Source organism: Fimbriimonadia bacterium, from assembly GCA_039961735.1.
Taxonomy (GTDB): Bacteria; Armatimonadota; Fimbriimonadia; order Fimbriimonadales; family JABRVX01; genus JABRVX01.
In genome coordinates, this window is record JABRVX010000014.1 from 22,799 (window position 1) to 43,911 (window position 21,113).

Annotated in this window: 34 protein-coding genes; all 34 read left to right on the forward strand. The window is 61.4% G+C overall.

The features are described from left to right. Positions 1 to 334 precede the first annotated feature (334 nt). The 34 genes from HRF45_05860 (at position 335) to rpsK (ending at position 21,098) form a co-directional block, all read left to right on the forward strand. Entirely contained in the window at positions 335 to 598 is a 264-nt protein-coding gene (locus tag HRF45_05860; protein MEP0766052.1) for a hypothetical protein, read from the forward strand. A gap of 469 nt (positions 599 to 1,067) precedes the next feature. Continuing rightward, entirely contained in the window at positions 1,068 to 1,448 is a 381-nt protein-coding gene (locus tag HRF45_05865; GenBank protein ID MEP0766053.1) for a 30S ribosomal protein S12, read from the forward strand. 14 nt (positions 1,449 to 1,462) lie between these two features. Next, positions 1,463 to 1,933 (forward strand): 30S ribosomal protein S7, encoded by a 471-nt coding sequence (rpsG, locus tag HRF45_05870; protein MEP0766054.1) that lies wholly within the window; start codon positions 1,463 to 1,465, stop codon positions 1,931 to 1,933. Positions 1,934 to 1,936: 3 nt separating this feature from the next. Then, positions 1,937 to 4,051, forward strand: coding sequence for an elongation factor G (gene fusA / locus HRF45_05875; protein ID MEP0766055.1), 2,115 nt, complete (start codon positions 1,937 to 1,939; stop codon positions 4,049 to 4,051). Between the two features lie 59 nt (positions 4,052 to 4,110). After that, positions 4,111 to 5,319, forward strand: coding sequence for an elongation factor Tu (gene tuf / locus HRF45_05880; protein ID MEP0766056.1), 1,209 nt, complete (start codon positions 4,111 to 4,113; stop codon positions 5,317 to 5,319). 51 nt (positions 5,320 to 5,370) lie between these two features. Continuing rightward, positions 5,371 to 5,679 carry a 30S ribosomal protein S10 gene (gene rpsJ, locus HRF45_05885; protein ID MEP0766057.1) on the forward strand — a complete coding sequence of 103 codons (309 nt, stop codon included), beginning with the start codon at positions 5,371 to 5,373 and terminating at the stop codon, positions 5,677 to 5,679. Between the two features lie 105 nt (positions 5,680 to 5,784). Continuing rightward, the gene (gene rplC / locus HRF45_05890; protein MEP0766058.1) at positions 5,785 to 6,411 is read left to right on the forward strand and encodes a 50S ribosomal protein L3; all 627 of its coding nucleotides are present in this window, start codon (positions 5,785 to 5,787) and stop codon (positions 6,409 to 6,411) included. A gap of 2 nt (positions 6,412 to 6,413) precedes the next feature. Beyond that, a complete protein-coding gene (gene rplD, locus HRF45_05895; protein MEP0766059.1) occupies positions 6,414 to 7,091 on the forward strand; it encodes a 50S ribosomal protein L4 in 678 nt (225 codons plus the stop codon). Continuing rightward, on the forward strand, positions 7,088 to 7,393 hold the full coding sequence (locus HRF45_05900) for a 50S ribosomal protein L23 (GenBank protein ID MEP0766060.1): 306 nt from the start codon (positions 7,088 to 7,090) through the stop codon (positions 7,391 to 7,393). Before rplD ends, HRF45_05900 begins: the two co-directional genes overlap by 4 nt. A 2-nt stretch (positions 7,394 to 7,395) precedes the next feature. After that, on the forward strand, positions 7,396 to 8,226 hold the full coding sequence (gene rplB, locus HRF45_05905; protein ID MEP0766061.1) for a 50S ribosomal protein L2: 831 nt from the start codon (positions 7,396 to 7,398) through the stop codon (positions 8,224 to 8,226). After that, on the forward strand, positions 8,226 to 8,507 hold the full coding sequence (rpsS, locus tag HRF45_05910) for a 30S ribosomal protein S19 (protein MEP0766062.1): 282 nt from the start codon (positions 8,226 to 8,228) through the stop codon (positions 8,505 to 8,507). The genes rplB and rpsS overlap by 1 nt, the downstream gene beginning before the upstream one ends. A gap of 2 nt (positions 8,508 to 8,509) precedes the next feature. Continuing rightward, the gene (rplV, locus tag HRF45_05915) at positions 8,510 to 9,088 is read left to right on the forward strand and encodes a 50S ribosomal protein L22 (GenBank protein MEP0766063.1); all 579 of its coding nucleotides are present in this window, start codon (positions 8,510 to 8,512) and stop codon (positions 9,086 to 9,088) included. Between the two features lie 4 nt (positions 9,089 to 9,092). Beyond that, the gene (rpsC, locus tag HRF45_05920) at positions 9,093 to 9,848 is read left to right on the forward strand and encodes a 30S ribosomal protein S3 (GenBank protein MEP0766064.1); all 756 of its coding nucleotides are present in this window, start codon (positions 9,093 to 9,095) and stop codon (positions 9,846 to 9,848) included. 3 nt (positions 9,849 to 9,851) lie between these two features. Beyond that, positions 9,852 to 10,433, forward strand: a complete 582-nt coding sequence (gene rplP, locus HRF45_05925) for a 50S ribosomal protein L16 (GenBank protein MEP0766065.1) — start codon at positions 9,852 to 9,854, stop codon at positions 10,431 to 10,433. Continuing rightward, complete coding sequence (gene rpmC, locus HRF45_05930) at positions 10,420 to 10,629, forward strand: 50S ribosomal protein L29 (protein ID MEP0766066.1); 210 nt, start codon at positions 10,420 to 10,422, stop codon at positions 10,627 to 10,629. The genes rplP and rpmC overlap by 14 nt, the downstream gene beginning before the upstream one ends. 8 nt (positions 10,630 to 10,637) lie before the next feature. Further along, positions 10,638 to 10,889 (forward strand): 30S ribosomal protein S17, encoded by a 252-nt coding sequence (gene rpsQ / locus HRF45_05935; protein ID MEP0766067.1) that lies wholly within the window; start codon positions 10,638 to 10,640, stop codon positions 10,887 to 10,889. 6 nt (positions 10,890 to 10,895) lie between these two features. Then, positions 10,896 to 11,264: a 50S ribosomal protein L14 gene (rplN, locus tag HRF45_05940; protein MEP0766068.1), complete on the forward strand. Its 369-nt coding sequence runs from the start codon at positions 10,896 to 10,898 to the stop codon at positions 11,262 to 11,264. Beyond that, entirely contained in the window at positions 11,264 to 11,623 is a 360-nt protein-coding gene (gene rplX / locus HRF45_05945; GenBank protein ID MEP0766069.1) for a 50S ribosomal protein L24, read from the forward strand. Before rplN ends, rplX begins: the two co-directional genes overlap by 1 nt. A gap of 19 nt (positions 11,624 to 11,642) precedes the next feature. Continuing rightward, positions 11,643 to 12,263 carry a 50S ribosomal protein L5 gene (rplE, locus tag HRF45_05950; GenBank protein MEP0766070.1) on the forward strand — a complete coding sequence of 207 codons (621 nt, stop codon included), beginning with the start codon at positions 11,643 to 11,645 and terminating at the stop codon, positions 12,261 to 12,263. Between the two features lie 15 nt (positions 12,264 to 12,278). Next, complete coding sequence (gene fusA / locus HRF45_05955) at positions 12,279 to 14,345, forward strand: elongation factor G (GenBank protein MEP0766071.1); 2,067 nt, start codon at positions 12,279 to 12,281, stop codon at positions 14,343 to 14,345. A 43-nt stretch (positions 14,346 to 14,388) separates the two neighbouring features. After that, positions 14,389 to 14,574, forward strand: a complete 186-nt coding sequence (locus tag HRF45_05960; GenBank protein MEP0766072.1) for a type Z 30S ribosomal protein S14 — start codon at positions 14,389 to 14,391, stop codon at positions 14,572 to 14,574. A 9-nt stretch (positions 14,575 to 14,583) separates the two neighbouring features. Then, positions 14,584 to 14,979 (forward strand): 30S ribosomal protein S8, encoded by a 396-nt coding sequence (gene rpsH, locus HRF45_05965; GenBank protein MEP0766073.1) that lies wholly within the window; start codon positions 14,584 to 14,586, stop codon positions 14,977 to 14,979. A 13-nt stretch (positions 14,980 to 14,992) separates the two neighbouring features. Continuing rightward, positions 14,993 to 15,553, forward strand: a complete 561-nt coding sequence (rplF, locus tag HRF45_05970) for a 50S ribosomal protein L6 (GenBank protein MEP0766074.1) — start codon at positions 14,993 to 14,995, stop codon at positions 15,551 to 15,553. A gap of 13 nt (positions 15,554 to 15,566) precedes the next feature. Next, positions 15,567 to 15,926 carry a 50S ribosomal protein L18 gene (rplR, locus tag HRF45_05975; GenBank protein ID MEP0766075.1) on the forward strand — a complete coding sequence of 120 codons (360 nt, stop codon included), beginning with the start codon at positions 15,567 to 15,569 and terminating at the stop codon, positions 15,924 to 15,926. A gap of 9 nt (positions 15,927 to 15,935) precedes the next feature. Next, complete coding sequence (gene rpsE / locus HRF45_05980) at positions 15,936 to 16,484, forward strand: 30S ribosomal protein S5 (protein MEP0766076.1); 549 nt, start codon at positions 15,936 to 15,938, stop codon at positions 16,482 to 16,484. Further along, a complete protein-coding gene (gene rpmD / locus HRF45_05985) occupies positions 16,477 to 16,680 on the forward strand; it encodes a 50S ribosomal protein L30 (protein MEP0766077.1) in 204 nt (67 codons plus the stop codon). Before rpsE ends, rpmD begins: the two co-directional genes overlap by 8 nt. Beyond that, positions 16,673 to 17,113, forward strand: coding sequence for a 50S ribosomal protein L15 (gene rplO / locus HRF45_05990; protein ID MEP0766078.1), 441 nt, complete (start codon positions 16,673 to 16,675; stop codon positions 17,111 to 17,113). Before rpmD ends, rplO begins: the two co-directional genes overlap by 8 nt. Further along, on the forward strand, positions 17,110 to 18,417 hold the full coding sequence (secY, locus tag HRF45_05995) for a preprotein translocase subunit SecY (GenBank protein MEP0766079.1): 1,308 nt from the start codon (positions 17,110 to 17,112) through the stop codon (positions 18,415 to 18,417). The genes rplO and secY overlap by 4 nt, the downstream gene beginning before the upstream one ends. After that, positions 18,417 to 19,067, forward strand: a complete 651-nt coding sequence (locus HRF45_06000) for an adenylate kinase (protein MEP0766080.1) — start codon at positions 18,417 to 18,419, stop codon at positions 19,065 to 19,067. Before secY ends, HRF45_06000 begins: the two co-directional genes overlap by 1 nt. Then, positions 19,064 to 19,819 (forward strand): type I methionyl aminopeptidase, encoded by a 756-nt coding sequence (gene map, locus HRF45_06005; GenBank protein ID MEP0766081.1) that lies wholly within the window; start codon positions 19,064 to 19,066, stop codon positions 19,817 to 19,819. The genes HRF45_06000 and map overlap by 4 nt, the downstream gene beginning before the upstream one ends. 29 nt (positions 19,820 to 19,848) lie before the next feature. Beyond that, positions 19,849 to 20,085, forward strand: coding sequence for a translation initiation factor IF-1 (gene infA, locus HRF45_06010; protein MEP0766082.1), 237 nt, complete (start codon positions 19,849 to 19,851; stop codon positions 20,083 to 20,085). A 106-nt stretch (positions 20,086 to 20,191) separates the two neighbouring features. After that, positions 20,192 to 20,305 (forward strand): 50S ribosomal protein L36, encoded by a 114-nt coding sequence (gene rpmJ / locus HRF45_06015; protein MEP0766083.1) that lies wholly within the window; start codon positions 20,192 to 20,194, stop codon positions 20,303 to 20,305. A gap of 13 nt (positions 20,306 to 20,318) precedes the next feature. Beyond that, entirely contained in the window at positions 20,319 to 20,696 is a 378-nt protein-coding gene (gene rpsM, locus HRF45_06020; protein MEP0766084.1) for a 30S ribosomal protein S13, read from the forward strand. A gap of 6 nt (positions 20,697 to 20,702) precedes the next feature. Continuing rightward, entirely contained in the window at positions 20,703 to 21,098 is a 396-nt protein-coding gene (gene rpsK, locus HRF45_06025; protein MEP0766085.1) for a 30S ribosomal protein S11, read from the forward strand. The last annotated feature ends 15 nt before the right edge of the window (positions 21,099 to 21,113 follow it).

Consider the following 21,113-nt stretch of genomic DNA (forward strand, 5'->3'; position numbering starts at 1 on the left):
CACTGACCCAGTCTTGAGGGCGGATGGGGGCCTCGGAGTTTGCCGAGGCGGCGTATTCCCGGCGTCCCGCCAGTTCCGATCGTGACGGGGGATGGCGAACCTAGGAGTGCCCCGGCGCGGTCCCTGGGTCCGCGGGAGGCGCAGTCGTCGCAGAGCCCGGCGGGGACGCCGGGCCAGGGCATGGCGGACACCTACATCGCCGCGAAGGCGAACGCACGCCTCCGGTCCCGGGACCCGCAACCATTCGGTGGGCGCAACCGTCTAACCCTTCGCATTTCTGCAGCGAACCTTGAGAAAAACAAGCAAACGCTGCCTCAAGAAGGAGGCGAGGCCCATGCCAAGCCTCGACGGTCGCCAGGTGGCGTACCCAGTTCCGTTCTCTGTCGGAAAGGGATTCGGACGCAGCTCGTGCTCGAGCCTGTTCGATGGCGACTCGTGCACCGTCACGGTCGAGGCTCGAGCGAACGGATGGGTTGTGTACGACAGCTTCGGCAACCAGTTCGTGTACGTGGAGCCTACCGACGTGTTGCATGCCGTGGCTCTGCACCTCGAGCTGCCTCCAATCAACCCGCTGAGCGTTCTGCCACAGCGCGGCTGAAGAAGAGGCCTGACGCGGATGTTTCACGTCTCTCGGTTTCCATAGTCAACATAGGGCGGACGAGCAGGGAAACGGGCTGGGGCCCGTTTCCCTTTGAGCCGCAGCGAGTCGAATAAGCCGGTATTCATGCGCGGATTCGCGGTAGATCGGCCCCGTCGTGGGTCTGGTGCTCGTCCCCTCCGGCGGCCCAACGCTTCTTTTCCTGGGCGTTGTTGACAAAATCATGGAGAGTGGGGCACAATACCCCCTCGGCGGCTCGGCCTGGCCGAGCCGCGTGCCAGTCCGAAGCGATTGTAAGGAGGGCGAAGCCTTGGCCCGGGGGTTTTCCCGTGGGCCGGCAGCAAGAAGGCAAGCGACGAGTTCTGAGCCGCACGAGGCCGAAAACGACGATGAGCCCTCCGCACGCGTGGATGAGGGCTTTTTTGGTGTGTCGGGCAAGGAGCCCGGCCCAAGCGATATCGGAGGATGAATGCCAACGGTTAACCAACTGGTTCGCAAGGGGCGCATGACCCCGAAAGCCAAGAGCAAGTCGCCTGCACTGCAGGAAAATCCTCAGCGCCGCGGCGTTTGCACTGTCGTGCGTACTGTCAACCCGAAGAAGCCCAACTCGGCGCTTCGGAAGGTCGCCCGCGTGCGCCTCACTAACGGTATCGAGGTCACCGCGTATATCCCGGGTATCGGCCACAACCTGCAGGAGCACAGCGTGGTTCTGGTGCGTGGTGGCCGTGTGAAGGACCTACCCGGAGTGCGCTACCACATCATCCGAGGCACTCAGCAGACTGCCGGGACTGCTAACCGCATGCGCGGCCGGAGCAAGTACGGCAGCAAGCGCCCGAAGGCGTCGTCGTAAGGAGGACCTACCACATGCCAAGGAGAGCAGCGACACAGCGAAGACGAATTCCCCCGGACCCCGTGTACGGCAACGAGATGGTGCAGCGATTCATCAATCGTCTCATGCTGCGCGGCAAGAAGTCGGTTGCCGAGAAGATCACCTACACGGCACTTTCGGCTCTCGAAGAGCGAACCGGCAAGCCTGCCATCGAGGTGTTCGAGCGAGCGCTGGCGAACGTCACCCCTCAGGTCGAGGTGCGCTCCCGCCGCGTGGGTGGCCAGACCTACCAGGTCCCCGTCGAAGTGAATCCACTGCGCAAACGTTCGCTGACCCTACGGTGGCTCATCACTTTTGCACGGAAGCGTTCGGGTAAGAGCATGGTGGACAAGCTAACCGCGGAATTGCTCGACGCCTACAACAATACCGGAGCGGCGGTCAAGAAGCGGGAGGACACTCACCGCATGGCCGACGCCAACAAAGCATTCGCACACTATAAGTGGTAAACCATGCCTCCAGCTCCTAGCCTACAACAGACCAGGAACATCGGCATCGCCGCTCACATAGACGCCGGTAAGACGACGACTACGGAGCGGATGCTTTACTATACCGGTCGTATCCACCGCATGGGAGAGGTGCACGAAGGCGCCGCTACTATGGACTGGATGGCTCAGGAGCAGGAGCGTGGTATCACCATCACCTCCGCAGCTACTACGTGCTATTGGAACGACCACCGCATCAACATCATTGACACCCCCGGCCACGTGGACTTCACGGTGGAGGTGGAGCGGTCTCTCAGGGTGTTGGACGGTGTGGTAGCAGTGTTTTGCGCCGTGGGTGGAGTTCAGCCTCAGTCGGAGACCGTGTGGCGACAGGCCAATCGCTACGGCGTTCCACGCATTGCCTACGTCAACAAGATGGATCGTCTGGGTGCGGACTACTTCGACGTGGTGGACAAGATCAGGGCGCGCTTGGGCTCCAACGCCGTGCCGATCCAGGTTCCTATCGGCGCCGAATCAGCCTATGTCGGTTACGTGGATTTAGTGACCCGCCAAGCCCACTACTACATGGATGACGAAGGTTTGGAAATCGAAGTCCGCGACGTTCCCTCCGAGATGGCAGACGCAGTAGATGCGTGGCGAGAGACTCTGATCGAGGCTCTCGCGTACTTCGACGACACGCTGATGGAGAAGTACCTCGCAGGGGAGGCGATCACGGTCCCGGAGCTAAAGGCCGTGATCCGAAAGGCCACACTGAGCTGCGACCTCGTCCCCGTCATCAGCGGCTCATCCTTTAAAAATAAGGGCGTGCAGGCGCTGTTGGACGCAGTCGTTGATTACCTCCCGAGCCCGATCGATAAGGGCGCGGTGACCGGCACGCACCCCGACACAGGAGAACCACTCGTTCGCGAGCCGGATCCTTCGGCTCCGCTGTCCGCTCTGGCATTCAAGATCGCTACGGACCCGTACGTCGGCCGTCTCACCTACGTCCGGCTCTATTCCGGCACGCTGAAAAAGGGCTCGCAAGTCGTGGTGCTCAACAAGACCATGCAGGGCCTCAAGGAGAAGTCCGAGAGGGTCGGCCGCATCCTTCACATGCATGCCAACTCTCGAGAGGACGTGGATTCTGCGGAGGCCGGTGACATTGTAGGAGTCATCGGCCTCAACAATGTTTTCACTGGCGACACGCTGTGCACCAAGTCCCATCCCATTCTTCTGGAGCGCATCGCGTTCCCCGAGCCGGTCATCAGCCTGGCCATCGAGCCCAAGTCGAAGGCCGACCAGGACAAACTCGGTGTCGCGCTGCAGAAGCTGGTCGAGGAAGACCCTACGCTGCGCGTCACGACGGACGCCGAGACGGGACAGACCATTCTCTCGGGGATGGGCGAGCTGCACCTGGACATCATCTTGGACCGTCTGAAGCGCGAGTTCAACGTTGAGCCCAATAAGGGCAAGCCTCAGGTGGCTTACAAGGAGACCGTACGCGCAGCAGCCAAGGCGGAGGGCAGATACATCCGGCAGACGGGAGGGTCCGGCCAGTTCGGGGTGTGCGTGCTCGAGGTCGGTCCGCTTGCCGAGGGCCAGGGCTTTAAGTTCGAGAACGCCACGGTGGGCGGGGTCATACCCAGGGAGTACATTCCGGCCATCGAAAAGGGCGTGCGCGAGGCGATGGAGGCCGGGGTGCTGGGCGGGTATCCCGTCGTGGACGTTCACGTAAAGCTGTTGGACGGGCAGTTCCACGAGGTGGACTCGAACGAAAACGCTTTCAAAATGGCGGGTATACTGGCTTTCCGCGAGGCCGCGAGCAGGGCTCGGCCCTGTCTCAAAGAGCCGATCATGTCGGTTGAGGTCACGACCCCGGAGGAGAATCTAGGGGACGTCATGGGTGATATCAACCGGCGGCGCGGGCGCATTGAATCGACAGAACCGGCCGCCGGCGGAGTGCACGTAATCAGGTCGCAGATCCCGCTGGCGGAAATGTTCGGGTACGTTACCGAACTCCGTTCTCTTACGCAGGGACGCGCGTCTCCTAACGTGACTCCGTCCCACTACGAAGAAGTGCCGCAGAATCTTGCGGAGGAAATCGTCAGTCGCGCACAAGGCCGACAACTCGTGCAACGCTAGGCATGGAGGCCGCTGTGGACGACCGACAGGAAACAGAAAACTCGTGAATGGAGTGACATATGGCCAGAGCCAAGTTTGAGCGGACGAAGCCGCACTTGAATATCGGAACCATCGGCCACGTGGACCACGGGAAGACCACGCTGACCGCAGCGATCACGCGCGTGCTCAGCGAACTCAAGAGCCTGGCCAAGTACCAGAGCTTCGACCAGATCGACTCGGCCCCCGAGGAGAAGGCACGCGGCATCACCATCAACATCTATCACGCGGAGTACGAGACGGAGAACCGTCACTACGCCCACGTGGACTGTCCCGGCCACGCCGACTACATCAAAAACATGATCACCGGCGCGGCGCAGATGGACGGAGCCATCCTGGTGGTCTCGGCAGCGGATGGACCGATGCCGCAGACCCGCGAGCACATCCTGCTCGCCCGTCAGGTCGGCGTTCCCGCCATCGTCGTCTTCATGAATAAGGCGGACATGGTGGACGACCCAGAACTGCTGGACGTTGTGGAGATGGAGATCCGCGAGCTACTCTCGAAGTACGAGTTCGATGGGGACAACATCCCGATCATCCGCGGCAGCGGTCTTAAGGTCCTCGAGGCTCCAACTCTCAGCCCGGACGACCAGTGGGTCAAGGCCATCTTCGAACTGATGCAGGCCTGCGACAGCTACATTCCGGAGCCGCAGCGCGAGATTGACAAGCCGTTCCTGATGGCCGTAGAAGATGTGTTCACCATCACGGGCCGTGGAACGGTCGCTACGGGACGCGTCGAGCGCGGCTTGCTCAAGGCTGGAGAGGAAGTGGAGATTGTCGGATTGCGTGCCGGCAAGCCGTTGAAGACGGTCTGCACCGGCGTCGAAATGTTCCGCAAGACCCTGGACGAGGCTCGCGCAGGCGACAACGTCGGCCTCCTGCTCCGAGGTATTGACCGCAAGGACGTGTTGCGCGGCATGGTCATCGCGAAGCCTGGCTCGATCACTCCGCACACGAAGTTCGACGGCGAGGTCTACGTGTTGACCAAGGAAGAGGGCGGACGCCACACGCCGTTCGTTTCCGGATACCGGCCGCAGTTCTACTTCCGCACCACCGACGTCACGGGTACGTTGAACCTGCCCGCCGGTGTGGAGATGGTCATGCCCGGCGACAACATCACCATGACGGTGGAGTTGATCGAGCCTATCGCCATGGAGGCCGGGTCGCGCTTCGCTATTCGCGAGGGCGGCCGCACGGTCGGCGCCGGCCTGATTACGAAGATATACGAGTAGTGCCGATGGCGGCGGGGCAATCACCCCGCCGCCATCCACGAAGGGAATCGGATGCGTCGAGACAAGGTAAGAATCAAGCTGAAGGCGTACGACCACCGGGTGTTGGACCAGTCGGTGGAGAAGATCGCAGACACCGCGCGGAAGACCGGCGTGCGGGTCGCGGGTCCCATCCCGCTGCCCACCAACATCCGCAGGTTCTGCGTCATTCGAGGGCCGCATATCGATAAGGAATCGATGGAGCACTTCGAGATCCGTACGCACAAACGGTTGATAGACATTCTCGAACCGACAGCGAAAACGATCGACGCGTTGATGCGCTTGGACCTGCCTAGCGGCGTCGACATCGAGATCAAGAGCTAGTCGAAACATAAGCCTCGCAGCGAGACGGTCGGCGACCCGTCCTACCCACACGGGGAATGCCGCAGGGGACCGTCGGTAGCGATGAGGCGGAAAGGTTGGAACCCTATGCTTCCAGGTCTTCTGGGGCGAAAAGTGGGAATGACGCACGTGTTCGACACGGACGGCAAGATGATACCGGTGAGTGTTATCGAAGCCGGACCGTGCCTTGTCACCCAGGTGAAGAGCCCCGAGCGCGACGGCTACTCCGCCATCCAACTCGGTTTCGGTTCGATCCCCAAGAAGCGGGTGAGAAAGCCCCAGGCTGGGCACTTCCAGAAGGCGGGAGTCGAACCGACACGGTACCTGCGGGAGTTCCGCACAGAGGACATCACCGACGTTCAGGTCGGCCAGCGTGTCGGTGTCGAGATCTTCGAGCCGGGCGAGAAGGTCCAGGTCGCTGGAACGAGTAAGGGCCGAGGCTTCGCGGGCGTCGTCAAGCGATACGGTTTTCGCGGACAGACGGCCACGCACGGCTTCATGACGCACCGTAGGCCCTTGGCCGCGGGTGCCACGGGGCCGGCTCGCGTGTTCAAGGGGCACAAGAACCCCGGCCACATGGGCGCCGAGCGAGTGACACAGCTCGGCCTCAAAGTCGTGAGTGTAGACGTCGAGAGAAACCTGCTGTTGGTTAGCGGGTCCGTTCCCGGCGCAAACGGTGGTCTCCTGGAAGTGCACAAGGAGACGAGGAAGTAGCCATGCCATCGGTCAAGCTATACGACAACCAGGGAAAGGAAGCGGGTGAGCTGCAGCTTTCGGACAGCCTCTTCGGACTCCGAGAGACGCGAACGCGCACGATCGCCGGCGAGAGCGTGGAACTGTCCCGGGATCTGGTTGCCAACCTGCACCAGGCCGTTGTGGCCGAAGAGGCCAACCGCAGGCAGGGCACGCACAAGACGAAGGGCCGCAGCGAGGTCAGTGGCGGCGGGCGTAAGCCGTACCGTCAGAAGAAGACCGGTCGATCCCGCCAGGGCAGTATCCGTTCTCCTCTGTGGAAGGGTGGCGGTGTCGTCTTCGGACCGACGCCCCGCTCGTACCGACAGCGGATCAACCGCAAGGCGAGAAGGCTTGCCATCCAGTCCGCCCTCGGATACAAGATCGCTGAGGGAGCACTCGTCGCGGTGGACGGTGTTCGCTTCGAGCGAATCAAAACGAGAGACGCCGTGGACTTCCTCAAAGCTCATGGGTGCGAGGGTGTTCGGTCACTGGTTCTGCTACCCGAGCACGACGAGACGGCGCTGCGCTGCTTCCGGAACATTCCGAACGTCGATCTCCGCTATGTACCCGCAGTGTCGGCGCGCGACGTGATCGTGGCGCATCGGATCGTTGCGGACCGGGCCGCGCTGCAGAAGCTCGAGGAGTTGTGGTTGAAGTGAAGAGCCCATACGAGATCATCCTGCTGCCGCGAATCACCGAGCGCGCACTTCGGCTGGCCGAGATCGGCAAGTACACGTTCATCGTTGCCGAAGACGCGACGAAGCCTGACATCGCGCGGGCTATCGAGCAGCACTACGCAAAAAGCAAGGACAAGGTAAAGGTCGTGGCCGTGAACACTTCTCATGTTCGCGGTCGCATCAAGGGCCGCAGCCGTTTCCGAAACCCCGGCCATACCCCTAAGTGGAAGAAGGCCGTGGTCACGCTTGCACCAGGGCAGAGACTGCCCGACTTCGGAGTGTAATCATGCCAATACGAGAACACAAACCAACGTCGCCAGGCAGAAGGTTTCTGAAGTCCTCGACCAACGAGGAGATCACGAAGCAGAAGCCGGAGAAGACACTCACCGAGTACCGCAAGCGACAGGGTGGACGAAACAACTCCGGCCGCATCACGAGCCGGTTCCGCGGAGGCGGGAAGAAGCGTAGGTATCGTCTGATTGACTTCAAGCGGGACAAGTTCGAGATCCCCGGCAAGGTCGCGGCCATCGAGTACGACCCGAACCGCACGTGTCGCATCGCCCTGATCCACTACGCCGATGGGGAGAAGCGGTACATCCTCGCACCGGATGGCCTGGGGGTCGGGGCATCCATCGTGAGCTCTACCACCGCCGACATCCAACCCGGGAATGCGCTGCAGCTCAGGGACATCCCGCTCGGAACCCAGATCCACAACATCGAACTGACCCCTGGGAAGGGCGGTCAGATCGTTCGCTCCGCCGGGACCTCGGCCCAGGTGATGGCGAAGGAGGGCGATTACGTCACGCTCCGCCTTCCGTCCGGTGAGATGCGAAGAGTGAGGATGGAGTGTCGGGCGACCGTCGGTGTCGTCGGCAACGCCGAGCACGAGAACGAGGCGTACGGAAAAGCCGGCAGGGTGCGCGCGAAGGGACGCAAACCGCATGTCCGCGGCGTCGTGATGAGCCCACGAGACCATCCACACGGTGGTGGTGAGGCCAAGAGCCCTGTGGGACGCAAGAAGGGTCCTGTGGACCGTTGGGGCAACGCCGCCAAGGGCAAGATTACGCGCAGCAACAAGCGCACGGATAAGTTTATCGTCCGCCGGAGGAACCGCTGATGGCTAGGTCGGTAAAGAAGGGACCGTTCATAGACGGGCACCTTCAGAAGAAGATTGACGCGATGAACAGCGCGGGCGAGAAACGGATCATCAAGACTTGGTCGCGTCGCAGCACCGTGATGCCGGAGATGGTCGGGCACACGATAGCCGTACACGACGGTCGGAAGCACGTGCCCGTGTTTGTGACGGAGAACATGGTCGGCCACAAGTTGGGTGAGTTCGCCCCGACGCGCTTGTTCCGAGGCCACGCGGGTTCTGAGAAGACCCATAGGGTGCGATAGAGATGGAAGTTAGAGCGGTTGTCAAGTCGAGGAGAGTGCCGCCGAGGAAAGCTCGGCTCGTCGTGGACCAGGTCCGCGGCATGAGGGCTGTGAAGGCGGCGCAGTTGCTCCAGTTCGTGCCGAACAAGTCTGCGCACCTTGTTCGCAAACTCATCCGTTCGGCGGCTGCGAACGCCGTCGAGAACCATAGCATGAACGAAGAGGACCTGGTGATCACTCGGGCCTTCGTGGACGAGGGCGCCAGGCTCAAGCGCATTCAGGCACGCGCGATGGGTCGCGCGAACCGCATCCTCAAACGCACTTGCCACATTACGGTGGTGGTCGAGAGCATTCCCGAGGAGCCGCGACCGAAGCGTCAGGTGCGCAAGACAGAGCCGGGGCCGAAGCCCGGCAAGCCGGAGAAGGCGAAGGCAGAATCGGTCGTGGCCGAGCCCGCAGCTACCGTCTCGGAGCCGGAGTCGCAGGTGGCGGAAGAATCGGTCGTTGCCACTCCAAAGACAGAGGAGCCAGAAGCGGCAGGGCCGGTCACTGAAGAGGGCGTGGAGCCCGCCGAGGGCGAGGCAGAAGGGAAGCAGGAGTAGAGCTTTGGGTCAAAAGGTCAATCCAATTGGTTTCCGGCTGGGCGTCATCCGGACGTGGGACAGCAAGTGGTTCTTCAACAAGAAGGTTTACCCGGAGATGGTGTATGAGGATCACCTGATCCGCACAATGTTGAAGCGCCGCTGGGCGAATGCGAGCATCTCGCGCGTCGAGATCGAGCGCCCCGCTGATCTCGTGAAGGTGACGATCCATACCGCTCGGCCCGGCGCCGTCATCGGGCGTGGCGGGAAGGGCATCGAAGAGATCAACGCCGCCGTCGAGCGCACCGTGCACAAGCGGCACAAAGACGCACAGGTGTACATCAACGTTGCCGAGGTGCAGAAGCCGGAGATGGACGCCCAGCTCGTAGCGGAGGGCATTGCGAGCCAGATCGAGAAGCGCGTCTCGCACCGACGAGCCATGCGCCAGGCCGTGATGCGAGCAACTCGCCAAGGCGTGAGGGGGATTAAGGTGATCTGTGCGGGCCGTCTGGGTGGCTCGGAAATGGCCCGGCGCGAGATCGAGAAGGATGGCAAGGTGCCGCTGCACACCCTTCGGGCGGATGTGGACTACGGATACTGTGTCGCTCGGACGATCTATGGCGCGGTGGGTTGCCGCGTGTGGATCTACCGCGGCGAGGTGTTTCAGGAGAGGGCGCGGCGCCGGGACGACTTGCTGGACGCACCGGGTCACGGCTCGGGCGACCGAGAGCGGCGGCCTCGGCGGCCGCGCAGAACTATTGCGGAGCCGGCGGGAGAGTAAGCCATGTTGATGCCTAAGCGTGTAAAGCATCGCAAACAACACAGAGGCCGAATGACGGGTAAGGCCTCGGGTGGTAACAAGATTGACTTTGGTGAGTTTGGCCTGCAGGCCCTCCAGCCTTGCTGGCTGACCAACCGTCAGATCGAGGCTGCCCGTATCGCCATCACCCGCTACATCCGGCGCGGTGGAAAGGTGTGGATCCGGGTCTTCCCGGATAAGCCGTTTACCAAGAAGCCGGCGGAGACGCGCATGGGCTCCGGCAAGGGTTCGCCCGAGGGGTGGGTCGCCGTGGTCAAGCCCGGACGCATGCTGTTCGAGCTGCGCGGCGTCAGTGAGGAAGTGGCGAAGGAAGCCGTGAGAAGGGCCATTCACAAGCTGCCGATCCGGGCGCGCTTCGTCACCCGAAGGGACTTCGAGCATCTCTATACAGAGAAGGACCGCGCGGCGGATCTGCAGCAGCAAAATGCGTTCGAGGCCACACTGACATCAGGGGCGCTCGACGTCGTGGAACCCGAGGAGCCGGCCGTTAGCACCGAGGAAGCGACGCCCACAACGATGGAGGAGAGTGGCGATGAAGGGGCTTAGAAGCTCGGAGCTTCGCGAGAAGAGTACCGAAGACCTCGTGGAGGAGCTGGAGAAGGAGCGCGAGGCCGTGTACAACGTGCGACGCCAGATCATCTTCGGCCAGGTGAAGGACTTCAAGGCGATCTCCGTACACCGCAAGAACGTGGCCCGAATCATGACCCTGCTGTCACAGCGTCAGCGGGAGGGTAAGGAATGAGCGAGATGCTGGAGCGAGGAACCCGCAAGATTCGCGAGGGCACCGTCGTCAGCAACAAGATGCAGAAGACGGTCGTGGTGCAGGTCGAGCGCAGAGTCAAGCACCCGCTATACGGCAAGATCATCCGCCGTACGGGCCGGTTCAAGGCGCACGACGAGCAGGCGTGTGATGTGGGGGACTTCGTGGAGATCGTGGAGTGCCGGCCGCTGAGCAAGGAGAAGCGCTGGCGCGTGAGCAGGATTCTTGAGAAAGTGAAGTAGGCCGCGATGATACAGATCTACACGCGACTGAAAGTGGCAGACAACACGGGTGCGAGAACGCTGATGTGCATTCGCGTACTCAAGGGTTCGCAGCCACGTTACGGAACGGTCGGCGACGTGTTCGTCGGTACCGTGAAGAGTGCCACGCCGAACATGCCGGTCAAGAAAGGCGACGTCGTGAAGGCGGTCGTGGTTCGTACCAAGAAGGCGCTCCGGCGCCCAGACGGCTCCACGGTCCGCTTCGACGACAACGCATGCGTGCTGATTGACAACCAACGGGAGCCCCGAGGTACGCGCATTTTCGGACCGGTCGCGCGTGAACTGCGCGACAAGGCATACATGAAAATCGTGTCCTTGGCGCCTGAGGTGCTGTGATGGAGAAGAAGACGTCGGGTGCGAAAGCGCCCAAGTTGAAGATCAAGTCCGGTGACGAGGTAGAGGTTATTGCTGGCAAGGACAAGGGCCAGCGCGGCAAGGTCGTGGAGGTGTTGCGAGATCGAATGCGTGTGCGCATCGAGGGTCTGAACCTCGCGACGAAGCACGTGAAACCGCAGCGCAGCGCAGCGGGTACTCGGCCGGGCGATCGCATCTCCCGCGCGATGCCCATCCATATCTCGAACGTGAAGCTGGTAGACCCGCACAGCGGCAAAGCTACCCGTGTGGGGCGCAAGGAAGTGAACGGCAAGCTAGTGCGATACGCCAAGGTGTCCGGCGAGCTGATTGACGCCGACTAGGCGGCGGAGTGAACACAGAATGGCAAAAGCTAAAGAAGCGACAAAGGACAAGGGCAGTAAGGAGAGCGTCGAGACCGGAGTGATGGACAAGGTGCCGGTCTCGCGCAAGCGCACGCATTACCTCGAGAGCGTGGTGCCAGCGCTGCGCGAGCAATTCGGCTACACCTCCATCATGGCCGTGCCTCGCCTCGACAAGATCGTCGTGAACATGGGAGTCGGCAAGGGTGAAGAGGATTCCAAGCACCTCGAGAACTCGGTCCGAGACTTATCGCTCATCGTTGGCCAGAAGCCTATCATCACCCGAGCCAAGAAGGCGGTTTCGAACTTCAAGATCCGAGAAGGTCACAGAATCGGTTGTTGCGTCACGCTCCGAGGCGAGCGCATGTACCACTTTTTCGACAAGCTGGTGTCCATCGTACTACCCCGCTTGCGCGACTTCCGAGGCATATCCCCCAAGTCCTTCGATGGACGCGGCAACTTTGCCGTCGGTCTGAAGGAGCAGATCGTGTTCCCGGAGATCGCCTACGATACGTTCGACAGGATCCGAGGCATGGACATCATCATCTGCACCACCGCAAAGACAGACGAAGAGGCGCGCGTCTTCTTGCAAAAGATGGGCATGCCCTTCCGAGAGAACTAGGAGAGAACTGGATTCTTGAAACGGTTTAGCGCAGACAGGATACGGAACGTCGCAATTGTCGGCCATGGCGGCGCGGGCAAGACCACGCTTGCGGAGCACATGCTGTATGTGGCAGGAGTTGTGGACCGAATCGGTACGGTGGAGACCGAGAATACTGTCTCCGATTTCGACGCGCTGGAGCACAAGCGCAAGATCAGTCTGAACGCGAGTGTGCTACCGCTCGAGTGGCACGACCACAAGATCAACCTGATTGACGTTCCGGGGTACCCGGACTTTATCGGCGACCTTTTTGGCGTCGCCCGAGTCGTAGACGCCATGCTGATGGTCACGGAAGCCAAGGATCACGTGGACGTCGGCTTCGAGAACGCTTGGGAATTGGCAGAAGAGCTGTCCGTGCCCCGTATGATCTTCGTGAACAAGATGGAGCGGGACAACGCCGACTTTCCCGGTCTTCTGCGATACTTCGAGAACCTTTACGGCAAGCGGATCGTTCCCATCCAGATGCCCGTGGGTGCACAGCTCGAGTTCAAAGGCGTGGTGGATCTGTTTTCGATGAAGATGATCACCGGCGCGGACCGCGAAGCATCGGCCACCGACCTCAACCCCGAACTGGCCGCCGAAGCAGAGAAATGGCACGAAAAGCTGATGGACGGCGCCGCCGAAGCGGACGACGAACTGGCGATGAAGTACCTCGAGGGCGAGCCACTCACCCAAGAGGAGGTGATGAAGGGCCTGCTTCTCGGCGTAGAGGCCGGGAAGGTCGTTCCCCTCTGCATCGGTTCTGCTGCCCACGGCATCGGAGTCAGCACACTGATGGACCGGATCGTCGGCGTCTTGCCCTCGCCCGCGGATATGCCGCACAAGGCCGGTGACACGTTTCTCAAGCCGGATGACAACGCGCCGCTGGCAGCGCTCGTGTTCAAGACGACTGCCGACCCATACGTGGGCAAGATCAACTACTTCCGGGTCTTCAGTGGCACCTTCTCCTCGGACAGTCATGTGTGGAACGCTTCGCACGAGAAGGACGAGAGGGTAGGTCAGGTCTTTTTCCCGTTGGGCAAGAACCAGGTGTCCACTCCCGCCGTCTATGCCGGTGACATCGGCGCTGTGGCGAAGCTGCAGGAGACGAAGACGGGGGACACACTGACCGTCAAAGGTAGTGGCATCCTGTTCGAGGAGATCAAGTACCCCAACCCAATCTACACCATCGCCGTTCACGCCGCAACTAAGGCAGATGAAGACAAGTTGGGTCCGGCCCTTACTCGAATGGTGGACGAGGACCCGACCTTCCACATGACGCACGACCCAGACCTGGGACAGGTGTTGCTGTCTGGAATGGGTGACCTGCACCTGGACGTGGTCATCGAGCGTCTCAAGGCGAAGTTCGGGGTGAATGTCGAGGTCGAAGAAGCCAAGGTCCCGTACCGCGAGACGATCCGCACCAGCGCCAAGGCGCAGGGGAAGCACAAGAAGCAAACTGGTGGCCGTGGCCAGTATGGAGACTGCTGGCTGGAGCTATCGCCTCTCGATCGGGGCAGCGGCTTCGAGTTCATTGATAAGGTAGTCGGTGGCGCGATTCCGCGCAACTTCATCCCCGCGGTGGAGAAAGGCGTGCGGGAGGCCCTAGCCAAGGGCATTCAGGCTGGCTACCCGGTTGTAGATCTCAGTGCTACCGTCTACGATGGTTCGTATCACGACGTGGACTCGAGCGAGGCGGCGTTTAAGATGGCGGGGCAGCTCGCCTTCCGCAACGCGGCTGCTCAGGCGCAGCCCATCATCCTCGAGCCCATTCTTCAGGTCGACATCATCGTGCCGGAGGAGTTCGTTGGTGACATCAACGCGGACCTCAACGGTCGGCGTGGTCGGCTACTCGGCATGGAAGCGATTGGTGGAGGAAAGCAGCGCATTCGAGCCCATGTGCCCATGGGAGAGATGATGAAATACGCACTCGACCTGCGGTCCATAACGCGGGGCCGAGGCAAGTTTAGCACCGAGCTGGACCACTACGAGGAGCTGCCGGCGAACCTGACTCAGGAGCTGGTGAAGAAGTACGAGAAGGAGCGCGCGGAGGCCGAAGGCTAACCGCCCGTTTCGTGGGTGGTCCTGCCGCGCGACTGGAGGAACGATGCCAAAAACCTGTCTGATTGCGAAGGCGCAACGAAAACCGAAGTTCAAGGTGCGAGCCTATAAGCGCTGCAGCGTGTGTGGGCGCGCCAAGGGGTACTTCCGGTATTTCGGGCTGTGCCGAATCTGCCTGCGGGAGATGGCGCATAAGGGCGTCCTTCCGGGCGTGACGAAGGCGAGCTGGTAGGAGAACAGGATGCACAGCGACCCCATTAGCGACATGCTGACGCGGATACGAAACGGCGGCAACGCCAGAAAGCCCTTCGTGGACGTGCCCATCTCGAAGGTCAAGGTCGAGATCGCACGCCTGATGCAGGCCGAAGGTCTCATCAAGTCGTCTGAGGTGATCACGGAGGGTAAGTTCCCCGTGCTGCGGATACACCTCAAGTACGACTCGAAGAAGCGGCACGCGATTTCCCACATCCGACGCATCAGCAAGCCCGGCTTGCGTGTGTACGGTTCCGCTGACACCATCGTCCCCGTGCGCAGCGGACTCGGTATTCGCCTCATCTCTACGTCGCAGGGAATCCTGACCGACCGCGACGCTCGACGGCGGCACATCGGCGGTGAAGTGCTGTGCGAAGTGTGGTAAGGAGCTTGTTTCGATGTCCCGTGTAGGAAAACAACCGATACCGATCCCCTCGGGAGTGACCGTTACGATTGATGGTGGTCACGTCGCCGTGAAGGGACCTAAGGGCGAGCTGTCGTGCGACATCGAGCCGCGTCTCATCGTCCAGCAGGAGGATGGGACGCTCACGGTGGATCGCCCGAACAACGAAGCGTACATGCGGCAGCAGCACGGCCTCGCGCGCACGCTCATTGCCAACATGGTGACAGGCGTGACTGAAGGGTTCGTGAAGAAGCTGACCCTGGTGGGCGTCGGCTATCGGGCCAACTTGGAGGGAAACACTCTCACGCTGAGCCTCGGGTTCTCCCACCCCGTAGTGATCGAGCCGAGGCCGGGTGTCAGCTTCGCGGTGGAGCAAGCGGATCGGCAGCGGCAACAGGTGATCTCGGTCTCCGGGATCAACAAGCAGCAGGTCGGACAGCAGGCGGCGGATATTCGTCGCATTCGTCCGCCCGACTCCTACAAAGGTAAGGGCGTGCGATATCTTGGAGAGGAAGTCAAGACCAAGCCCGGTAAGCGCGGCGCGACCGGCAAGTAGTAGGTTGTAAAGCATGGCAGTTCGAAACGCGTATTTGCAAAGACTGAGACGGCACCGGAGAATCCGGAAGAAAGTGACGGGCACTCCGGAACGTCCGCGCTTGTGCGTGTATCGCAGTCTCAAGCACATTTCTGTCCAGCTCGTGGACGACGTCGGCCGGTGCACCATCGCCAGCGCGTCAAGCATGGAGAAGGACCTCCGGCAGAAGTATGGCGGCAACGTCGAGGCGGCCAAGGCGGTCGGCGCCCTCATCGGTGCGCGGGCCAAGGAGAAGGGCCTGACTAGTGTGGTGTTCGACCGCGGAGGCTACCGCTACGCCGGTCGAGTGAAGGCTTTGGCAGACGCGGCACGAGAAGCCGGGCTCAATTTCTAGGGAGCAAGTATGAGAAGAATCGAACGCAGGGATACGGCCGGAAGCGAGTTCGATGTCCGTGTGGTCCGCAACAACAAGGTCTTCAAGACTCACAAGGGAGGAAAGACCGCTAGCTGGTCGGTGCTCGTCGTGGTCGGAGACCATGCTGGCCGCGTCGGGGTCGGCTTGGGCAAGGCGCGCGGTGTGCCAGACGCCATCCGAAAGGGCGAGGAAGCAGCACGTCGAGCGATGGTCGAAGTTCCGATGATTGCCGGTACACTGCCCCACGACGTGCGCGCAAAGACCGGGGCAACTCTGGTCTGGCTGAAGCCTGCGTCACCCGGAACCGGCGTCGTTGCCGGCGGAGCGGTGCGTTCGATTTTGGAAGCCGCGGGCGTGCAGGATGTGCTCGCAAAGGTGTTCGGCTCTCGAAATGCCGTGAACTGTGCGTGGGCCACGGTCGCAGCACTTCAGCAGCTCAAGACACCGGAGGTCGTTGCGGAGTCCCGCGGGTTGCCGGTGCGAGAGCTAGTGCCTTGGATTCCGAAGCTACGTGGAGAGGCGGGAGCCGATGCTTAGGATCACTCTGAAGAAAAGCCCGATTGGGTATAGCATCAAACACAAGCGTACAGTGCGTGCGCTCGGACTGCGGGGGCTGAACGCCTCCGTGACCGTACCGGACAATGACGTGATGCGCGGGATGATCCGCAAGGTGCAGTTTCTGGTGGAAGTGTCCGTCGTGGACAACGGAGAGGAAGGCCGGAAGGATGCTTAGACATGACCTGCGCCCCGCCGAGGGCGCGAAGACCCCAAAGATACGCCGCGGGCGAGGTATTGCAGCAGGCAAAGGCAAGACCGCCGGTCGAGGCACCAAGGGCCAGAAGGCGCGTGAGCAGGTGTGGCAGGGCTTCGAGGGCGGTCAGACCCCCATGCACCGCCGCCTGCCGCAGAAAAAGGGTTTCCGCAACCCGAACCATAAGGAGTTCGCGGTCGTGAACCTGGACACGCTGAGCGAGCGCTTTCAGGAGGGAGAGACCGTGGACCCCGAGAGCCTGAAGGCCAAGGGCCTCGTCAGCAAGCCGCTGGATGGCATCAAGATCCTCGGACGAGGCGAGATTTCGAAGAAGCTGACCGTGTCGGCGCACTACTTCAGCAAGACCGCCGAGGAGAAGCTTCGCGCAGGCGGATGTGAGGTCACCAAGCTGTGAATTTGCGCGAGACGCTCGCGGCGGCGTGGGCCACCCCCGACCTGCGAGGCAGGATTCTCTTCCTCTTCGCGATGTTCACGGTCTACATCATCGGCATTCACATCCCGGTGCCTGTGCCCGGCGTGGATCCCGAGAAGGTACACGATCTGATCGCCTCCAACGCTGCTCTGGGCTTTATCAATCTGTTTGGCGGAGGGGCGCTCAAGAAGCTGTCCATCTTCGCACTGGGCCTGAACCCCTACATCACCTCGTCCATCGTGATGCAGCTCATGACCGTCGGCGTTCCGTCGTTGCAGAAGATGCAGCGAGAGGAGGGCGAGTACGGTCGGCGCAAGATCAACCGCATCACTCGCTGGCTCACCATCGTACTCTGCTTCTTCCAGTCGTGGGGCTACACCAAGCTCATCACCTCGCTGGCGTCGCAGGCGGGAGCCTCTCACCTCACCTTCGTAGACCAACTCGTCATTATCGCCTTCTGGACCGCTGGCGCGATGTTCGTGTTATGGCTCGGTGAGCAGATTCAGGAGAAGGGAGTCGGCAACGGCGTATCGCTGATGATTTTCGCAGGCATCATCGTGCAGTTGCCCTACCAGATCCATCAGCTCTACCAGAACCTAACGATTGGCCAGAACTCGAGCCTGGACGTGATGCTGCTGGCTGCGTTGTTCCTCGGTACCATCTGGATCATCGTCTTCTTCACGCAGGCGCAGCGACGAATCCCGATCCACCACATGCGGCGCATACCAGGTAGGCGGGCGATGGGCTCCCAGACCGTGTACTTGCCTCTGTCGATCAACTCGGCAGGAGTCATTCCCATCATCTTCGCGATCTCGCTTATGTACCTGCCCGGCACCTTCGCGCAGGCTTTGGGCACGGGATCACCTATTGGTGGCTTCTTTGCCACCATGCAACAGTTGTTCTCGCCCGGGAGCAGCATTCTGGGTGCCGCCATCTACACGCTGATGATCTTCGGCTTCACCTACTTCTACACCGCGGTCGTCTATAACGTCGAGGAGATGGCGGATAACCTGAAGCGGAGTGGCGCTTTTGTGCCGGGCGTCCGACCCGGCTCGCCGACGCGTGATTATCTAGACGGGGTGATCAGCCGCATCACCTTGGTAGGCGCTGCGTTCCTTGCCTTCGTGGCACTGCTCCAGTACTGGGTGCCGGCGTGGACGAACACTATCAACGTCTTCACTCTCGCCGGCGGAACCTCGCTGCTCATCGTAGTCGCAGTTGCCCTGGACACGATGCGCCAGATCGAGTCGCAGGTCATCATGCGCGGCTATGAGGAGGTCCGCTAGTGCGATTGGTGCTGCTCGGCCCCCCAGGCGTCGGAAAGGGAACGCAGGCAAAGCTGCTTCAAGAGCGTCTCGGGGTGCCGCAGATCAGCACCGGCGACCTTCTGCGGGAGGCGGTGGCGCGAGCCACCCCCATCGGCCTAAAAGCCAAGACGTATATGGACGCGGGCGAGTTGGTGCCGGATGACGTGATCATCGGCATTGTGGAAGAGCGCCTAGCCAAGCCGGACGCACGAGAGGGTTTTCTGCTCGACGGCTTCCCGCGAACCGTGCCTCAAGCCGAAGCTCTTGCCGCACTACTCGACAAGCATTCGATCCCACTCGACGCCGTGCTCGCACTTGAGGGCAACGAGGAAACGCTCGTCCGCCGGCTGTCCGGAAGAAGGGTGTGCAGCTCCTGCGCGGCGACTTACCATGTAGACAATGCCCCTCCGAAGGTGGAGGGTGTGTGTGACCAGTGCTCGGGCAGTCTGATCGTGCGCGACGATGACAGGCCGGAGGCCATACGCAACCGCCTGCAAGTGTACGCCCGGTCTACGGCCCCGCTCCTCGATTTCTACCGAGAGCGAGGACAACTCCTGACGGTAGACGCATCCGGAACGGCCGCCGAAGTCTTCGAGGCAGTATGGGCGGCACTCAACCGGGCCGCATGATTATCCGCAAGTCACCGGAGGACATTGACAATCTGGCATCGTTGGGCCGCCTGCTCGCAAGCATCCTGAGAAGGCTTGCAGAGAGCATACGTCCCGGGGTTACGACGACTCGGGACTTGGACACGCTGGCACTCCGTCTTCTCGAGGAGAACAACGTGTATCCTGCGTTCAAAGGGTACCGCGGGTACCCGGATGCTCTTTGTGTAGCGGTGAACGAGCAAGTGGTGCACGGCATTCCGAACGACAAGCCGTTGCTCGAAGGCGACATCGTCGGGCTGGATATCGGTATCGTACGGGACCGCTATTACGCCGATGGCGCCTGGACCTATCCGGTCGGGCAGGTCTCGAAAGAGGCCCAACGATTGATGAACGTGACCCGAGAGGCCCTATACCAAGGGATCGCGCAGGCCAAACCCGGCAATCGCGTGGGGGATATCTCGGCTGCCGTACAGCGGTACGTCGAGAACAATGGCTACTCGGTGGTCCGTGAGCTGGTGGGACACGGGATCGGCTTCGCCATCCACGAGGATCCCGCAGTGCCCAACTTCGGGCGGGCCGACACGGGTCCCCGGTTGGAACCGGGTATGACGATTTGCATCGAGCCCATGGTGAACATGGGCACGAAAGACGTGGAGTTCTTAGATGACAAGTGGACGGTCGTGACTCGCGACCGCAAGCTGTCGGCGCACTTCGAACATATGGTCGCAGTGACGCAAGACGGCCCGCTTATCCTCACCGTCGAGGAAGGATGAGCCAGAGCGCATGAACCCTATGGAGGAATATGGCCAAACCGCGAACGAGCGATAAGGAACGCGGCATACAGGTAAGCGGTGTGGTCGTCGAGGCCTTGCCGAGCGCGATGTTTCGCGTGAAGCTGGACGACGGCCCCGAGGTGCTCGCGCACGTCTCCGGCAAGATACGGATGCACTACATCCGCATCCTCGCCGGCGACCGAGTGCTCCTCGAGCTGACACCGTACGACCTGACCCGTGGCCGCATCGTGTACCGCTATAAGTAGGTCCGAATGGGGTTCACCCGGTCGGGTATAATCACCATTCGCGTGCCTCGGGGTGCTCCCGTGGGCGTTGTTCGGTCGCCTGGCCGGGAAGGTTGGAGGAATCGGCGTGAAGGTTCGCGCTTCAGTAAAACGGATTTGTGACAAGTGCATCATCATAAAGCGGAAGGGCGTTGTGCGCGTGATCTGCAAGGTCAAGAAGCACAAGCAGCGCCAAGGTTAGGCGGAGGAGTAAGTTGGCCCGTATAGCCGGTGTTGACCTGCCGAGAGACAAGAAGATCGAATATGCGCTGCCTCATCTGTATGGGGTCGGCCTCACTACGGCACGCATGCTGCTGGACACAGTGGGAGTGGACCGCAATACGAGGGTGCGCGACTTATCCGACCGAGAGATCGCTGCCATCCGCGAAGCGATTGACCGAGCGGTAAAAGTGGAAGGCGACCTGCGCCGGGAAGTTCAACAGAACATCCGACGCCTCATCGAGATCGGTAGCTACCGTGGGCTCCGTCATCGCCGCGGGCTGCCCACCCGAGGGCAGCGAACCCGGAGCAACGCCCGAACTCGCAAGGGACCGAAGCGCACGATTGCCGGAAAGAAGAAGGCGAGGAAGTAAGGCACCATGGCTAGGAAACGAACAACCGGAAAGACGAGGGTCAAAGAGCGCAGAAGTGTGCTGCAGGGCGTCGCCTGCATCCACTGCACGTTCAACAACTGTATCGTCTCCATCACGGATATGGACGGGAAGGTTCTCTGCTGGGCCAGCGCCGGGGCCGTGGGGTTCAAGGGTTCGCGCAAGGGAACGCCTTTCGCTGCGCAGCTCGCCGCCGACCAGTGCGCCCGAAAAGCGTTGGAGTTCGGCCTCCGCAAGATTGACATCGTGATCAAGGGTCCCGGCTCGGGCCGCGAGACCGCGATGCGCAGCCTCTGCGCCTCCGGCCTCGAGGTCGTCTCCATTCGGGACGCTACGCCCATTCCACATAACGGTTGCCGGCCGCCGAAGCGGCGAAGGGTCTAAGGGGAGGACATTAGG

Coding starts and splice junctions, on each gene's coding strand:
- rplD (MEP0766059.1), top strand. CDS start 6,414: ATGCCATCGGTCAAGCTATACGACAACCAGGGAAAGGAAGCGGGTGAG.
- HRF45_05960 (MEP0766072.1), top strand. CDS start 14,389: ATGCCAAAAACCTGTCTGATTGCGAAGGCGCAACGAAAACCGAAGTTC.
- rplX (MEP0766069.1), top strand. CDS start 11,264: ATGGAGAAGAAGACGTCGGGTGCGAAAGCGCCCAAGTTGAAGATCAAG.
- rpsG (MEP0766054.1), top strand. CDS start 1,463: ATGCCAAGGAGAGCAGCGACACAGCGAAGACGAATTCCCCCGGACCCC.
- rplF (MEP0766074.1), top strand. CDS start 14,993: ATGTCCCGTGTAGGAAAACAACCGATACCGATCCCCTCGGGAGTGACC.
- rplR (MEP0766075.1), top strand. CDS start 15,567: ATGGCAGTTCGAAACGCGTATTTGCAAAGACTGAGACGGCACCGGAGA.
- rplV (MEP0766063.1), top strand. CDS start 8,510: ATGGAAGTTAGAGCGGTTGTCAAGTCGAGGAGAGTGCCGCCGAGGAAA.
- rpmD (MEP0766077.1), top strand. CDS start 16,477: ATGCTTAGGATCACTCTGAAGAAAAGCCCGATTGGGTATAGCATCAAA.
- HRF45_05860 (MEP0766052.1), top strand. CDS start 335: ATGCCAAGCCTCGACGGTCGCCAGGTGGCGTACCCAGTTCCGTTCTCT.
- rpsH (MEP0766073.1), top strand. CDS start 14,584: ATGCACAGCGACCCCATTAGCGACATGCTGACGCGGATACGAAACGGC.
- rplB (MEP0766061.1), top strand. CDS start 7,396: ATGCCAATACGAGAACACAAACCAACGTCGCCAGGCAGAAGGTTTCTG.
- HRF45_05865 (MEP0766053.1), top strand. CDS start 1,068: ATGCCAACGGTTAACCAACTGGTTCGCAAGGGGCGCATGACCCCGAAA.
- rpsS (MEP0766062.1), top strand. CDS start 8,226: ATGGCTAGGTCGGTAAAGAAGGGACCGTTCATAGACGGGCACCTTCAG.
- rpsK (MEP0766085.1), top strand. CDS start 20,703: ATGGCTAGGAAACGAACAACCGGAAAGACGAGGGTCAAAGAGCGCAGA.
- rplE (MEP0766070.1), top strand. CDS start 11,643: ATGGCAAAAGCTAAAGAAGCGACAAAGGACAAGGGCAGTAAGGAGAGC.
- rplN (MEP0766068.1), top strand. CDS start 10,896: ATGATACAGATCTACACGCGACTGAAAGTGGCAGACAACACGGGTGCG.
- rplC (MEP0766058.1), top strand. CDS start 5,785: ATGCTTCCAGGTCTTCTGGGGCGAAAAGTGGGAATGACGCACGTGTTC.
- rpsE (MEP0766076.1), top strand. CDS start 15,936: ATGAGAAGAATCGAACGCAGGGATACGGCCGGAAGCGAGTTCGATGTC.
- map (MEP0766081.1), top strand. CDS start 19,064: ATGATTATCCGCAAGTCACCGGAGGACATTGACAATCTGGCATCGTTG.
- tuf (MEP0766056.1), top strand. CDS start 4,111: ATGGCCAGAGCCAAGTTTGAGCGGACGAAGCCGCACTTGAATATCGGA.
- rpmC (MEP0766066.1), top strand. CDS start 10,420: ATGAAGGGGCTTAGAAGCTCGGAGCTTCGCGAGAAGAGTACCGAAGAC.
- rplP (MEP0766065.1), top strand. CDS start 9,852: ATGTTGATGCCTAAGCGTGTAAAGCATCGCAAACAACACAGAGGCCGA.
- rplO (MEP0766078.1), top strand. CDS start 16,673: ATGCTTAGACATGACCTGCGCCCCGCCGAGGGCGCGAAGACCCCAAAG.
- infA (MEP0766082.1), top strand. CDS start 19,849: ATGGCCAAACCGCGAACGAGCGATAAGGAACGCGGCATACAGGTAAGC.
- rpsJ (MEP0766057.1), top strand. CDS start 5,371: ATGCGTCGAGACAAGGTAAGAATCAAGCTGAAGGCGTACGACCACCGG.
- fusA (MEP0766055.1), top strand. CDS start 1,937: ATGCCTCCAGCTCCTAGCCTACAACAGACCAGGAACATCGGCATCGCC.